The organism is Streptomyces sp. NPDC107498, from assembly GCF_055582805.1.
Window position 1 is genome coordinate 157,605 of sequence record NZ_JBVJPE010000005.1, and the last position, 12,813, is coordinate 170,417.

23 protein-coding genes are annotated in these 12,813 nt (G+C 66.5%); all 23 read right to left on the reverse strand.

The window, feature by feature from the left end; translation table 11 throughout:
- Positions 1-56 precede the first annotated feature (56 nt).
- Positions 57-1,079 carry a DNA-directed RNA polymerase subunit alpha gene (locus ACZ66Z_RS11095; RefSeq protein WP_004946635.1) on the reverse strand — a complete coding sequence of 341 codons (1,023 nt, stop codon included), beginning with the start codon at positions 1,077-1,079 and terminating at the stop codon, positions 57-59.
- A 131-nt stretch (positions 1,080-1,210) separates the two neighbouring features.
- Entirely contained in the window at positions 1,211-1,615 is a 405-nt protein-coding gene (gene rpsK / locus ACZ66Z_RS11100; RefSeq protein ID WP_003956432.1) for a 30S ribosomal protein S11, read from the reverse strand.
- 66 nt (positions 1,616-1,681) lie between these two features.
- Positions 1,682-2,062, reverse strand: coding sequence for a 30S ribosomal protein S13 (rpsM, locus tag ACZ66Z_RS11105; RefSeq protein ID WP_015035595.1), 381 nt, complete (start codon positions 2,060-2,062; stop codon positions 1,682-1,684).
- Between the two features lie 191 nt (positions 2,063-2,253).
- Positions 2,254-2,367 carry a 50S ribosomal protein L36 gene (rpmJ, locus tag ACZ66Z_RS11110; protein ID WP_003956441.1) on the reverse strand — a complete coding sequence of 38 codons (114 nt, stop codon included), beginning with the start codon at positions 2,365-2,367 and terminating at the stop codon, positions 2,254-2,256.
- Positions 2,368-2,428: 61 nt separating this feature from the next.
- The gene (gene infA / locus ACZ66Z_RS11115; RefSeq protein ID WP_003956442.1) at positions 2,429-2,650 is read right to left on the reverse strand and encodes a translation initiation factor IF-1; all 222 of its coding nucleotides are present in this window, start codon (positions 2,648-2,650) and stop codon (positions 2,429-2,431) included.
- 491 nt (positions 2,651-3,141) lie between these two features.
- A complete protein-coding gene (gene map / locus ACZ66Z_RS11120) occupies positions 3,142-3,993 on the reverse strand; it encodes a type I methionyl aminopeptidase (protein ID WP_469933695.1) in 852 nt (283 codons plus the stop codon).
- Positions 3,994-4,089: 96 nt separating this feature from the next.
- The gene (locus tag ACZ66Z_RS11125) at positions 4,090-4,737 is read right to left on the reverse strand and encodes an adenylate kinase (RefSeq protein ID WP_469933696.1); all 648 of its coding nucleotides are present in this window, start codon (positions 4,735-4,737) and stop codon (positions 4,090-4,092) included.
- On the reverse strand, positions 4,737-6,056 hold the full coding sequence (secY, locus tag ACZ66Z_RS11130) for a preprotein translocase subunit SecY (protein WP_469933697.1): 1,320 nt from the start codon (positions 6,054-6,056) through the stop codon (positions 4,737-4,739). Before secY ends, ACZ66Z_RS11125 begins: the two co-directional genes overlap by 1 nt.
- A gap of 213 nt (positions 6,057-6,269) precedes the next feature.
- The gene (gene rplO / locus ACZ66Z_RS11135; RefSeq protein ID WP_093874532.1) at positions 6,270-6,725 is read right to left on the reverse strand and encodes a 50S ribosomal protein L15; all 456 of its coding nucleotides are present in this window, start codon (positions 6,723-6,725) and stop codon (positions 6,270-6,272) included.
- Between the two features lies 1 nt (position 6,726).
- Positions 6,727-6,909, reverse strand: a complete 183-nt coding sequence (gene rpmD / locus ACZ66Z_RS11140) for a 50S ribosomal protein L30 (RefSeq protein ID WP_015035589.1) — start codon at positions 6,907-6,909, stop codon at positions 6,727-6,729.
- Positions 6,909-7,511: a 30S ribosomal protein S5 gene (gene rpsE, locus ACZ66Z_RS11145; RefSeq protein WP_007265914.1), complete on the reverse strand. Its 603-nt coding sequence runs from the start codon at positions 7,509-7,511 to the stop codon at positions 6,909-6,911. The genes rpmD and rpsE overlap by 1 nt, the downstream gene beginning before the upstream one ends.
- Before the next feature lie 45 nt (positions 7,512-7,556).
- Positions 7,557-7,940, reverse strand: coding sequence for a 50S ribosomal protein L18 (rplR, locus tag ACZ66Z_RS11150; RefSeq protein ID WP_030687809.1), 384 nt, complete (start codon positions 7,938-7,940; stop codon positions 7,557-7,559).
- A gap of 3 nt (positions 7,941-7,943) precedes the next feature.
- Complete coding sequence (rplF, locus tag ACZ66Z_RS11155) at positions 7,944-8,483, reverse strand: 50S ribosomal protein L6 (protein ID WP_469933698.1); 540 nt, start codon at positions 8,481-8,483, stop codon at positions 7,944-7,946.
- A gap of 21 nt (positions 8,484-8,504) precedes the next feature.
- Entirely contained in the window at positions 8,505-8,903 is a 399-nt protein-coding gene (rpsH, locus tag ACZ66Z_RS11160; protein WP_015035585.1) for a 30S ribosomal protein S8, read from the reverse strand.
- A gap of 222 nt (positions 8,904-9,125) precedes the next feature.
- Complete coding sequence (locus ACZ66Z_RS11165; RefSeq protein WP_003948630.1) at positions 9,126-9,311, reverse strand: type Z 30S ribosomal protein S14; 186 nt, start codon at positions 9,309-9,311, stop codon at positions 9,126-9,128.
- A 5-nt stretch (positions 9,312-9,316) separates the two neighbouring features.
- Positions 9,317-9,874: a 50S ribosomal protein L5 gene (gene rplE / locus ACZ66Z_RS11170; protein WP_093874534.1), complete on the reverse strand. Its 558-nt coding sequence runs from the start codon at positions 9,872-9,874 to the stop codon at positions 9,317-9,319.
- Entirely contained in the window at positions 9,871-10,182 is a 312-nt protein-coding gene (gene rplX / locus ACZ66Z_RS11175; protein WP_015035583.1) for a 50S ribosomal protein L24, read from the reverse strand. Before rplX ends, rplE begins: the two co-directional genes overlap by 4 nt.
- A 2-nt stretch (positions 10,183-10,184) precedes the next feature.
- On the reverse strand, positions 10,185-10,553 hold the full coding sequence (rplN, locus tag ACZ66Z_RS11180; protein ID WP_003956455.1) for a 50S ribosomal protein L14: 369 nt from the start codon (positions 10,551-10,553) through the stop codon (positions 10,185-10,187).
- A 97-nt stretch (positions 10,554-10,650) separates the two neighbouring features.
- Entirely contained in the window at positions 10,651-10,932 is a 282-nt protein-coding gene (gene rpsQ, locus ACZ66Z_RS11185) for a 30S ribosomal protein S17 (protein WP_030208995.1), read from the reverse strand.
- A complete protein-coding gene (gene rpmC, locus ACZ66Z_RS11190; protein WP_017239580.1) occupies positions 10,932-11,156 on the reverse strand; it encodes a 50S ribosomal protein L29 in 225 nt (74 codons plus the stop codon). The genes rpsQ and rpmC overlap by 1 nt, the downstream gene beginning before the upstream one ends.
- On the reverse strand, positions 11,156-11,575 hold the full coding sequence (rplP, locus tag ACZ66Z_RS11195; RefSeq protein ID WP_017239579.1) for a 50S ribosomal protein L16: 420 nt from the start codon (positions 11,573-11,575) through the stop codon (positions 11,156-11,158). Before rplP ends, rpmC begins: the two co-directional genes overlap by 1 nt.
- A gap of 5 nt (positions 11,576-11,580) precedes the next feature.
- Positions 11,581-12,429 carry a 30S ribosomal protein S3 gene (rpsC, locus tag ACZ66Z_RS11200; RefSeq protein WP_033201982.1) on the reverse strand — a complete coding sequence of 283 codons (849 nt, stop codon included), beginning with the start codon at positions 12,427-12,429 and terminating at the stop codon, positions 11,581-11,583.
- A complete protein-coding gene (rplV, locus tag ACZ66Z_RS11205; RefSeq protein ID WP_030208989.1) occupies positions 12,429-12,776 on the reverse strand; it encodes a 50S ribosomal protein L22 in 348 nt (115 codons plus the stop codon). Before rplV ends, rpsC begins: the two co-directional genes overlap by 1 nt.
- Between the last annotated feature and the right edge of the window lie 37 nt (positions 12,777-12,813).

Genomic DNA, 12,813 nt, shown 5'->3' on the forward strand with positions numbered 1-12,813 from the left:
AAAGGGGCGCGGGGAACTGCGCGGCCAGCCGGAACCGGCCCGCAGCAAGACTGCGACTAGTACTGCTCGGTCTCGACGAAACCGGCGTCCGCGTCGTCGTCGGCGCCGAAGGCGTCGGCGGCGGCGGTGGGGTCGAACCCGGGCGGGCTGTCCTTGAGCGCGAGGCCCATGCCGGCCAGCTTCGCCTTGACCTCGTCGATCGACTTCGCACCGAAGTTGCGGATGTCGAGCAGGTCCGCCTCGGAGCGGGCGACGAGCTCACCCACGGAGTGGATGCCCTCGCGCTTGAGGCAGTTGTACGAACGAACGGTGAGCTCGAGCTCCTCGATCGGCAGCGCCAGGTCGGCGGCGAGGGCGGCGTCCGTCGGGGACGGGCCCATGTCGATGCCCTCGGCGTCGATGTTGAGCTCGCGCGCCAGACCGAACAGCTCGACCAGGGTCTTGCCGGCGGACGCCATGGCGTCACGCGGGCGCATGGCCTGCTTGGTCTCGACGTCGACGATGAGCTTGTCGAAGTCGGTGCGCTGCTCGACTCGGGTCGCCTCGACCTTGTAGGTGACCTTGAGGACCGGCGAGTAGATCGAGTCGACCGGGATGCGACCGATCTCCTGGCCGACCTGCTTGTTCTGGACGGCGGAGACGTAGCCGCGACCGCGCTCGACGGTCAGCTCCATCTCCAGCTTGCCCTTGGCGTTCAGAGTCGCCAGGACGAGGTCGGGGTTGTGCACCTCGACACCGGCCGGGGGCGCGATGTCGGCGGCGGTGACCAGACCCGGGCCCTGCTTGCGCAGGTACATCACGACCGGCTCGTCGTGCTCCGAGGAGACGACCAGCTGCTTGATGTTGAGGATGAGGTCGGTGACGTCCTCCTTGACGCCCGGCACGGTGGTGAACTCGTGCAGGACGCCGTCGATGCGGATGCTGGTGACGGCGGCACCCGGGATCGAGGAGAGGAGGGTACGGCGGAGGGAGTTGCCGAGGGTGTAGCCGAAGCCCGGCTCCAGCGGCTCGATCACGAACCGGGAGCGGAACTCGTCGACGACCTCTTCGGTCAGCGACGGACGCTGAGCGATAAGCATGTCTGTGTGTCCTTCAGTCGTGGACGCCCACTATTTGACGTCCTCGGGGTACTGCGTACTGCAAGGGTACGGGCGGTACGTCCCGCGAAGGGACGCACCGCCCGAAAGGTCCTGCTCAAGCAGCCCGTGCGTCAGACGCGGCGGCGCTTGGGGGGACGGCAGCCGTTGTGCGGCGTGGGGGTGACGTCCTGGATCGAACCGACCTCGAGGCCCGTGGCCTGGAGGGAACGGATCGCGGTCTCACGGCCGGAGCCGGGACCCTTGACGAAGACGTCGACCTTGCGCATGCCGTGCTCCTGCGCGCGGCGGGCGGCCGACTCGGCGGCCATCTGCGCGGCGAAGGGGGTGGACTTGCGCGAGCCCTTGAAGCCGACGTGGCCGGCGGAGGCCCAGGAGATCACGTTGCCCGAGGGGTCCGTGATCGAGACGATCGTGTTGTTGAACGTGCTCTTGATGTGCGCGTGGCCGTGAGCGACGTTCTTCTTTTCCTTGCGGCGCACCTTCTTGGCAGCGCCCTGACGTCCCTTGGGGGGCATCTCTTACTCCTACGGGAGGTGGTCGGTCCTACAGCGAAGACCGCTTGGTCAAGCGTCCGCTGAGGACTACTTCTTGCCCGGCTTCTTCTTGCCGGCGATGGCGCGACGCGGGCCCTTGCGGGTACGGGCGTTCGTGCTGGTGCGCTGACCGCGGACGGGCAGGCCACGACGGTGACGCAGGCCCTGGTAGCAGCCGATCTCGACCTTGCGGCGGATGTCGGCGGCGATCTCGCGGCGGAGGTCACCCTCGGTCTGGAGGTTGGCGTCCACGTACTCGCGGATCTTGACGAGGTCTTCCTCGGCGAGGTCGCGGACACGGGTGGACGGGTTCACGCCGGTCGCGGCGAGAATCTCCTCGGACCGGGTACGCCCGATGCCGAAGACGTAGGTGAGTGCGACCACCACACGCTTTTCGCGCGGGATGTCAACACCGGAAACGCGTGCCATTCAATGGCTCCTGTGTTCTCGGGGGTCTGCTACAGAACCGTTCCCGGCTGCCGTATGAGGTACAGGTCGGGTCCCCGGCCCCCGCCGGAGGTGCCGTCAACCGTTGAGAAACGGCCCGACGGGCTCTGCGTATGTACGTATTGCTATGCGTCGCGCGAAGAACTGCGAAGTTGCAGGTCGGTCGGCGTGCGTCAGCCCTGGCGCTGCTTGTGGCGCAGGTTGTCGCAGATGACCATGACCCGGCCGTGACGGCGGATCACCTTGCACTTGTCGCAGATCTTCTTGACGCTCGGCTTGACCTTCATGGGATGTGAGGTTCTCCGGGTCAGTGCCACCACCCGCGCGGAAGGCGGGTGCGGGCAAGATCTACTTGTAGCGGTAGACGATCCGGCCACGCGTCAGGTCGTACGGAGAGAGCTCCACGACGACCCGGTCGTCCGGGAGGATTCGGATGTAGTGCATCCGCATCTTGCCGGAGATGTGCGCGAGGACCTTGTGACCGTTCTGGAGCTCCACCTTGAACATGGCGTTCGGGAGGGACTCGATCACGGTGCCCTCGATTTCGATGGCACCTTGCTTCTTGGCCACGCTTCGCCTTTCGAATCGGCTACCTTGATCGACTCCCGCCGCCGTGTGCAGGCACACGGGTACACGAGAGCCGACGCATCAGTCTACGTCAGGCCCCAGGAAAAGACGAATCGGGAAGTCTGCCCAAGGCGGAAGATCCTTACCCCAGCAACCCCGACGCCACGAACCCGATCCCCGACGCGGCCCTCGCGGGCTCGGCGCCCGGGGCGCCTCACGGGCTTCGACCCGCTGCGCCGGACTCCGTCCGCCGGACGGAACCCGACCGCGGCCCACTCGGACCGGCCGACCGGCAGCCGCCTACGCCAGCGGGTCCGGCGCCGCCGTCACGCCCAGCTCGGCGAGCTTCGCCTTGCCGCCGACCCGATCCCCGACGCGGCCCTCGCGGGCTCGGCGCCCGGGGCGCCTCACGGGCTTCGACCCGCTGCGCCGGACTCCGTCCGCCGGACGGAACCCGACCGCGGCCCACTCGGACCCGGCCGGCCGGCAGCCGCCTACGCCAGCGGGTCCGGCGCCGCCGTCACGCCCAGCTCGGCGAGCTTCGCCTTGCCGCCGTCCACGGCCGTGAGGACCAGCGGGCCCTCCTCCGTCAGGGCGATGGAGTGCTCCCAGTGGGAGGACCAGGTGCCGTCGGTCGTGATGACCGTCCAGTCGTCCTTCAGGACCTCCGTGTGCGGGGTGCCCAGGGAGACCATCGGCTCGATCGCCAGGCAGAGGCCGGGGACCAGCTTCGGGCCCTTGCCGCGCTTGCGGGAGACGTAGTTCAGCAGGTGCGGGTCCATGTGCATCTCGGTGCCGATGCCGTGGCCGCCGTAGTCCTCGATGATCCCGTAGCGGCCCAGGCTGTGGTCGCCCACGGCCGGCCGCGGCTGCCGCTTGATGTACGTCTCGATCGCCCGCGAGATGTCCACCAGACGGTTGCCGAGCCTCATCGCCGCGATGCCCGCCCACATCGACTCCTCGGTCACCCGGGAGAGCTCGATCAGCTCCGGGGCGTGACCGGTGCCGACGAAGGCCGTGTAGGCCGCGTCGCCGTGCCAGCCGTCCACGATCGCGCCGCAGTCGATCGAGATGATGTCGCCGTCCTTGAGGACGGTCTTCTCGTCGGGGATGCCGTGGACGACGACCTCGTTCACCGAGGTGCAGATCGTCGCGGGGAAGCCGCCGTACCCGAGGAAGTTCGACTTCGCCCCGTGATCGGCGATGACCTTCCGCGCGACCTCGTCGAGGTCCTTCGTCGTGGCGCCCGGCACGGCCGCCTCACGGGTCGCCGCGTGGATGGCGGCGACGACCAGCCCCGCCTCGCGCATCTTCGCGATCTGCTCGGGGGTCTTGATCTGCACCATCGTGGCCGCGGCCTTTCCATCGAGTACGGGGAACAGAACAACGATACGGCCGCGGCGCCCCCGAGGGGCACCGCGGCCGTGTCGAACGAACCGGGGTTACTTCTTGAGCGCGGCCATCGCCTTGGCCGTGACCTCGTCCACCTTGCCGAGCGCCGAGATCGTCTCGACCAGGTTCTGCGCCCGGTAGTAGTCGATGATCGGCTCGGTCTCGGTGTGGTAGACCGCCAGGCGCTTGCGGACGGTCTCCTCCGTGTCGTCGTCGCGCTGGTACAGCTCGCCGCCGCAGACGTCGCAGACGCCCTCGGTCTTCGAGGCGTTGTACGTCACGTGGAACACGTGCGAGGAGTCCTTGCGGCAGATGCGGCGACCCGCGATCCGCTTCACGACCTCGTCCTCGGGGACCTCGAGGTCCAGGACCGCGTCCAGCTCGATGCCGTCGGACTTGAGGAACGCGTCCAGGGCCTGGGCCTGGGCCACGTTCCGCGGGAACCCGTCGAGCAGGAAGCCGCCCTCGGCGTCCGCCTGGCGCATGCGGTCCTCGGCCATCCCGATCGTCACGGAGTCCGGCACGAGCTGGCCGGCCTTCATGTACGACTGCGCCTCTACGCCCAGCGGCGTGCCCTGCGAGATGTTGGCACGGAACAGGTCGCCCGTAGAGATGTGCGGGATGCCCAGGTTCTTGGCGAGGTACGCGGCCTGCGTGCCCTTGCCCGCACCGGGCGGTCCGACGAGGACGATTCGCATCAGCGGAGGAACCCTTCGTAATTGCGCTGCTGGAGCTGGCTCTCGATCTGCTTCACGGTCTCCAGCCCCACACCCACGATGATGAGGATGCTCGTCCCGCCGAAGGGGAAGTTGGCATTGGCGCCACCGAAGCCTGCCAACGCCATCGTCGGCACAAGAGCGATCAGACCCAAGTACAGCGAGCCCGGCCAAGTGATCCGGTTGAGCACGTAGCTCAGATACTCGGCAGTAGGTCGACCAGCCCGGATACCCGGGATGAAGCCACCATACTTCTTCATGTTGTCCGCGACTTCCTCGGGGTTGAACGAGATCGCCACGTAGAAGAAGGCGAAGAACACGATCAGGAGGAAGTAGGCGGCGATGTAATAGGGGTGGTCACCCTTGACGAAGTGGGCTTCGATCCAGGTCTTCCAGCCCGCGGTGGAGTTCGAGAACTGCGCGACCAGGGCCGGAATGTAGAGCAGCGACGACGCGAAGATGACAGGAATCACACCCGCCTGGTTCACCTTCAACGGGATGTAAGTGGACGTTCCGCCGTAGGAGCGTCGGCCGATCATGCGCTTCGCGTACTGGACGGGGATGCGTCGCTGGGCCTGCTCGACGAAGACCACGAGGGCCACCATCACGAAGCCGATGAGGATGACGGTGCCGAACTCGATCCAGCCCTTGGCGAGCTTGCCGCTCTCCTTGATCGCCCACAGGGCGCCGGGGAAGCCCGCGGCGATCGAGATGAACATCAGGATCGACATGCCGTTGCCGATGCCGCGGTCGGTGATCAGCTCACCGAGCCACATGACGACGCCGGTGCCCGCGGTCATCGTGATGACCATCGTGGCGATGGTGAAGATCGACTGGTCGGGCACGACCTGGTCGGCGACGATGCAGCCGCTGAAGAGCGCACCGCTCTTGGCGGTCGCGACGAGACCGGTGCCCTGGAGGATGGCGAGGGCCACGGTCAGGTACCGGGTGTACTGCGTGATCTTGGCAGTGCCGGACTGACCCTCCTTCTTGAGGGCTTCGAGGCGCGGGATCACGACGGTCAGCAGCTGCAGGATGATGCTCGCCGTGATGTACGGCATGATGCCGAGCGCGAAGATGGTGATCTGCAGCAGCGCTCCGCCACTGAACATGTTGACCAGGCCGAACAGGCTGTTGTTGCCCTCGCTGGCCTGCTTGACACACTGCTGGACGGCCTCGTAGCTGACGCCGGGCACCGGGATGTGGGCCCCGAGGCGGTACAGCACGATGATGGCGAGCGTGAAGAGCAGCTTCTTGCGCAGGTCGGGCGTCTTGAACGCCCGGGCGAACGCGGTGAGCACGGTGCCTCCTGCGACCCCCGCGCTATGCGTCAAGGGTGACGGTCTTGAGGTTCGACGATTGGGTATCGGTCATCAATTCCGTGCGGGCATACCGCACGGAGCCTAGACAGTGCACGCCACCTTACCGGCGACCATGCCCCCCTAGGAACGACCAACCGGGGATGCCCCTTTTGAGAGGCATCCCCGGTCGGATGTTCAAGCCATCGAGTCGTCTCAGACGAGCTCGGTGACGGTGCCGCCGGCGGCGGCGATCTTCTCCTTGGCGGAGCCGGAGACGGCGTCGACCGTCACCTGCAGCGCCACGGAGACCTCGCCCTGGCCCAGGACCTTGACGAGCTGGTTTTTGCGAACGGCACCCTTGGCGACCAGGTCGGCCACCGTGACCTCGCCACCCTGCGGGTAGAGCGCGGTGAGCTTGTCCAGGTTCACGACCTGGTACTCGGTGCGGAAGGGGTTCTTGAAGCCCTTCAGCTTCGGCAGGCGCATGTGGAGGGGCATCTGCCCACCCTCGAAGCGCTGCGGAACCTGGTAGCGGGCCTTCGTGCCCTTCGTACCACGACCGGCCGTCTTACCCTTCGACGCCTCACCACGACCCACACGGGTCTTGGCGGTCTTGGCGCCGGGGGCCGGACGGAGGTTGTGGGCCTTCAGCGGGTTGTTCTCCGCCATGTCAGTCAACCTCCTCGACCGTCACGAGGTGGCGGACGGTGTGCACCATGCCGCGGAACTCGGGGCGGTCCTCCTTGACAACCACGTCGTTGACCTTCTTGAGGCCGAGCGAGCGCAGGGTGTCGCGGTGGTTCTGCTTGCTGCCGATGTACGACTTCGTCTGCGTGACCTTGAGGCGAGCCATCACACACCCGCCCCAGCACGCGCACGGAGCAGAGCCGCGGGAGCGACGTCCTCGAGGGGCAGACCACGGCGAGCCGCGATCTCCTCGGGACGCTGCAGGCCCTTCAGGGCCTCCACGGTCGCGTGCACGATGTTGATCGCGTTGTCGGAGCCGAGCGACTTCGACAGGATGTCGTGAACGCCGGCGCACTCGAGCACGGCACGCACCGGGCCACCGGCGATGACGCCGGTACCGGGGGAAGCCGGCTTGAGCAGGACGACGCCCGCGGCCTTCTCGCCCTGGATCGGGTGAGGGATGGTGCCCTGGATGCGGGGAACCTTGAAGAAGTTCTTCTTGGCTTCCTCGACGCCCTTGGCGATGGCCGCGGGAACTTCCTTGGCCTTGCCGTAACCGACACCTACGGTGCCGTCACCGTCACCCACCACGACGAGCGCGGTGAAGCTGAAGCGACGACCACCCTTGACAACCTTGGCGACGCGGTTGATCGCGACAACGCGCTCAACGTACGCGGTCTTCTCGGCGGCAGCGCCACCGTCGCGGCCCTTCCGGTCCCGCCGCTCGCCGCCACCGGCACCGCTTCCGCGGCGCTGGGGTCCAGCCATTGGATTACCTCTCTCTGTTACGTCCGTTAGTCCCGGAACCGGGGCTTAGAACTTCAGCCCGGCTTCGCGGGCGGCGTCAGCCAGAGCGGCAATGCGCCCGGCGTACCTGTTGCCACCACGGTCGAACACGACAGCCTCGACGCCGGCGGCCTTGGCGCGCTCGGCGACCAGGGCGCCGACCTGCTTGGCCTGCGCGGACTTGTCACCCTCGCCGCCGCGGATCGACGCGTCCAGGGTCGACGCCGACGCAAGGGTGTGACCCTTGAGGTCGTCGATGACCTGGGCGGTGATACCGCGGTTGGAACGCGTCACGACGAGGCGCGGACGCTCCGCCGTACCCGACACGTTCTTGCGGATGCGGATGTGGCGGCGCTTCTTGGCGGCGCCCTTGTAGGCGTCGCCCTTGGCGATCTTCACACCGTATGCCATGGCTTACTTACCAGCCTTTCCGACCTTGCGGCGGATGACCTCGCCCGCGTACTTCACGCCCTTGGCCTTGTAGGGGTCGGGCTTGCGAAGCTTGCGGATGTTGGCGGCGACCTCGCCGACCTTCTGCTTGTCGATGCCCTCGACCGAGAACTTGGTCGGCGACTCGACCTTGAACGAGATGCCCTCGGGCGCCTCGACCAGGATCGGGTGGCTGTAGCCGAGCTGGAACTCCAGAGCGGAGCCCTTCGCGGCCACGCGGTAACCGACACCGCTGATCTCGAGCGCCTTGACGTAACCCTGGGTCACACCGGTGATCATGTTGGCCACCAGCGTGCGGGACAGGCCGTGCAGGGCCTTGTTCTGACGCTCGTCGTTCGGACGGTTGACGTTGAGCACGCCATCCTCGCCCTTAACGATCTCGATCGGAGCGGCGACGGTGTGGCTCAGGGTGCCCTTGGAACCCTTGACCGTGACCGTGCGGCCATCGATGGTGACGTCCACGCCGGCGGGAACCTGGATAGGCAGCTTGCCAATACGCGACATTAGCTATTCCTCCGTTCCCGACTACCAGACGTAGGCGAGGACTTCCCCACCTACGCCCTTCTTGCCTGCCTGCTGGCCGGTCAGGAGACCGTGGGACGTGGAGATGATCGCCACGCCCAGGCCGCCGAGGACCTTCGGCAGGTTGGTGGACTTCGCGTAAACCCGGAGACCGGGCTTCGAGATCCGCTTGATGCCCGCGATGGAGCGCTCACGGTTCGGACCGAACTTGAGCTCGAGGACGAGGTTCTTGCCGACCTCGGCGTCCTCGACCTTCCAGCCCGTGATGAAGCCCTCCTGCTGGAGGATTTCCGCGATGTGAGACTTGATCTTGCTGTGCGGCATCGTCACGGAGTCGTGGTATGCCGAGTTCGCGTTACGCAGACGAGTCAGCATGTCCGCGATCGGATCAGTCATGGTCATGAATTGGCCTTCGGCCTCTCTCGCCGGGGTTTCCTGTATGCGCCATCCCTCTCCCCACACAGGGGTGGGACGGGTGCGGCGCGGGGACCTACGGCGTAGTAAGTCGTACGGGCGGCGGACGCCCAACCCCACAAGCCTAAGGCATGCGGGGGTGGGCCTCCGCCGACCCAATGCTTACCGAGAGACTCCGGGAATCCCTAACGTCCTGAGGACAGAAGGGGATTACCAGGAGCTCTTGGTCACGCCCGGCAGCTCGCCACGGTGAGCCATCTCACGGAGGCACACGCGGCACAGGCCGAACTTGCGGTACACGGAGTGGGGACGACCACAGCGCTGGCAGCGCGTGTAGCCACGCACGCCGAACTTGGGCTTGCGGGCAGCCTTCGCGATGAGAGCCTTCTTCGCCATCTCGCTTACGCCTCCTTGAACGGGAAGCCGAGGTGACGCAGAAGGGCACGGCCCTCGTCGTCGTTGGTCGCCGTGGTCACCACGGTGATGTCCATACCCCGGACACGGTCGATCTTGTCCTGGTCGATCTCGTGGAACATGACCTGCTCCGTGAGACCGAAGGTGTAGTTGCCACGGCCGTCGAACTGCTTGGGGGACAGACCACGGAAGTCGCGGATGCGCGGGAGCGCGAGCGACAGGGTGCGGTCCAGGAACTCCCACATGCGGTCGCCACGGAGGGTGACGTGGGCACCGATCGGCTGACCCTCGCGCAGCTTGAACTGCGCGATGGACTTGCGGGCCTTGGTGACGGCCGGCTTCTGACCGGTGATGGTGGTCAGGTCACGGACGGCACCGTCCATGAGCTTCGAGTCACGGGCGGCGTCGCCGACACCCATGTTGACCACGATCTTCACGAGGCCGGGGATCTGCATGACGTTCTCGTACTTGAACTCGTCACGCAGCTTGCCCGCGATCTCCTCGCGGTACTTCGTCTTGAGACGCGGAGTGGTGGTAGCCATCAGATGTCCTCACCCGTCCGCTTGGCAACGCGGATCTTGTTGCCCTCGTCGTCGAAGCGGTAACCGACACGCGTGACGACCTTCTTGCCGTCCTTCTCCACGACCAGCTGGACGTTGGAGACGTGGACCGGAGCCTCGGTCGTGACGATGCCGCCGGCCTGCGAGGGACCGGCCTTGGTGTGCTTCTTGACCCGGTTGACACCCTCGACCAGGACGCGGTTCTCGCGCGGGAAGGCCGTGATGACCTTGCCCTGCTTGCCCTTGTCCTTACCGGTGATGACCTGGACCAGGTCGCCCTTCTTGATCTTCATGCTTACAGCACCTCCGGCGCGAGCGAGATGATCTTCATGAACTTCTTCTCGCGCAGCTCACGGCCGACCGGGCCGAAGATACGGGTGCCACGAGGGTCGCCGTCGTTCTTGAGAATGACGGCGGCGTTCTCGTCGAAGCGGATGTACGAGCCGTCCTGGCGGCGGCGCTCCTTGACGGTGCGAACGATGACCGCCTTGACGACGTCACCCTTCTTCACGTTGCCACCGGGGATCGCGTCCTTGACGGTGGCGACGATGACGTCACCGATGCCCGCGTAGCGGCGACCCGAGCCACCGAGAACACGGATGCAAAGGATCTCCTTGGCACCAGTGTTGTCGGCGACACGCAGTCGCGACTCCTGCTGGATCACGTCTATCTCCTGATTGTCTGCCGGTTCCCGGCAGGGGCTTCACAGGAAGCCCCTGCCGAGCCTGGCGGAACTGACCCGAGGGAAACCCCTCGAGTAATTACTTGGCCTTCTCGAGGATCTCGACGACGCGCCAGTGCTTCGTGGCGGACAGCTTCCGGGTCTCCATCAGGAGGACGCGGTCGCCGATGCCGGCAGCGTTCTGCTCGTCGTGAGCCTTGAGCTTGTTCGTACGGCGGATGACCTTGCCGTACAGCGCGTGCTTGACGCGGTCCTCGACAGCGACGACGACGGTCTTGTCCATCTTGTCGCTGACGACCAGGCCCTCGCGGACCTTGCGAGCGTTGCGCTCGGTCTTCTCAGTCACGTTGCTCTCGCTCATCAGGCGTTCTCCACCGTCTCGATGCCCAGCTCACGCTCACGCATCAGGGTGTAGATCCGGGCGATGTCCTTACGGACGGACTTGAGCCGACCGTGGTTCTCGAGCTGACCGGTCGCCGCCTGGAAGCGGAGGTTGAACAGCTCTTCCTTGGCCTCGCGGAGCTTGTTGAGAAGCTCCTCGTTGCCCAGCTCGCGCAGCTCGGACGCCTTGGTACCGGCCGACATCACAGCTCACCTGCTTCGCGCTTCACGATCTTGCACTTCATCGGCAGCTTGTGGGCCGCACGGGTCAGGGCCTCGCGCGCGATCTTCTCGTTCGGGTAGGACAGTTCGAACATCACCCGACCCGGCTTGACGTTCGCGATCCACCACTCCGGAGAACCCTTACCGGAACCCATGCGGGTCTCGGCGGGCTTCTTCGTCAGCGGGCGGTCCGGGTAGATGTTGATCCAGACCTTGCCGCCACGCTTGATGTGGCGGGTCATCGCGATACGGGCCGCCTCGATCTGGCGGTTGGTCACGTACGCCGGCGTGAGGGCCTGAATGCCGTACTCGCCGAACGCAACCTGCGTACCACCCTTGCTCGCGCCGGAGCGCTTCGGGTGGTGCTGCTTGCGGTGCTTGACCCTACGGGGGATCAGCATGTCGGTCAGGCCTCCGTTCCGGTGCTCTCAGCCGGAGCGGCAGCGGCGGCGGGAGCCTCGGCCTTGGGGGCCTCGGCAGCCGGCGCGGACTGCTGCTGCGGCTTGCGGCCGCGGCCGCCACGCTCGCCACCACGGCCACCACGGCCGGCGGGGCGGTCGCCGGCGCCGGCGCCACGGGCCGGGCGGTTGCCCGCACGGGCCGCGGCGTTCTCGGCGCGGACCTCGGCGATGTTCTTGACGTCGCCCTTGTAGATCCAGACCTTCACGCCGATGCGGCCGAAGGTCGTCTTGGCCTCGAAGAAGCCGTAGTCGACGTTCGCGCGGAGCGTGTGCAGGGGCACGCGGCCCTCGCGGTAGAACTCCGAGCGGGACATCTCGGCGCCGCCGAGACGACCGCCGCACTGGATCTTGATGCCCTTGGCGCCGGCCTTCATCGTGCCCTGCATGCTCTTGCGCATGGCACGACGGAAGGAGACGCGGGAGGAGAGCTGCTCGGCAACGGCCTGGGCGACCAGCTGGGCGTCCATCTCGGGGTTCTTGACCTCGAGGATGTTCAGCTGGACCTGCTTGCCCGTGAGCTTCTCGAGGTCGCCGCGGATGCGGTCGGCCTCGGCGCCACGGCGGCCGATGACGATGCCCGGACGAGCGGTGTGGATGTCCACACGCACGCGGTCACGGGTGCGCTCGATCTCCACCTTCGAGATGCCGGCGCGCTCCATGCCGGACGTCATCATCCGACGGATGGCGACGTCTTCCTTGACGTAGTCCTTGTACAGCTTGTCGGCGTACCAGCGGGACTTGAAGTCCGTGGTGATGCCGAGCCGGAACCCATGCGGGTTAACCTTCTGGCCCATTACCGGGTTCCTTCCTTGCTGCTGACGACCACGGTGATGTGGCTGGTCCGCTTACGGATCCGGTAGGCACGGCCCTGGGCACGCGGACGGAACCGCTTCAGGGTCGGGCCCTCATCCACGTACGCCTCGCTGATGTACAGCGAAGAGGCGTCACTGTGGTCGTAGTTGTGCGCGGCGTTGGCGATGGCGCTGTCCAGCACCTTGCCAACCGGCACGCTCGCGGCCTGCGGGGCGAAACGCAGGACCGCCTGAGCCTCCGTGGCGTCCATGCCACGGATAAGGTCCACCACGCGGCGGGCCTTCATGGGCGTGACGCGGATGTACCGCGCCTGGGCCCTGGCTTCCATGGTTGTCCTTCCAGTGTCTGTCATGGTCATTCCACCC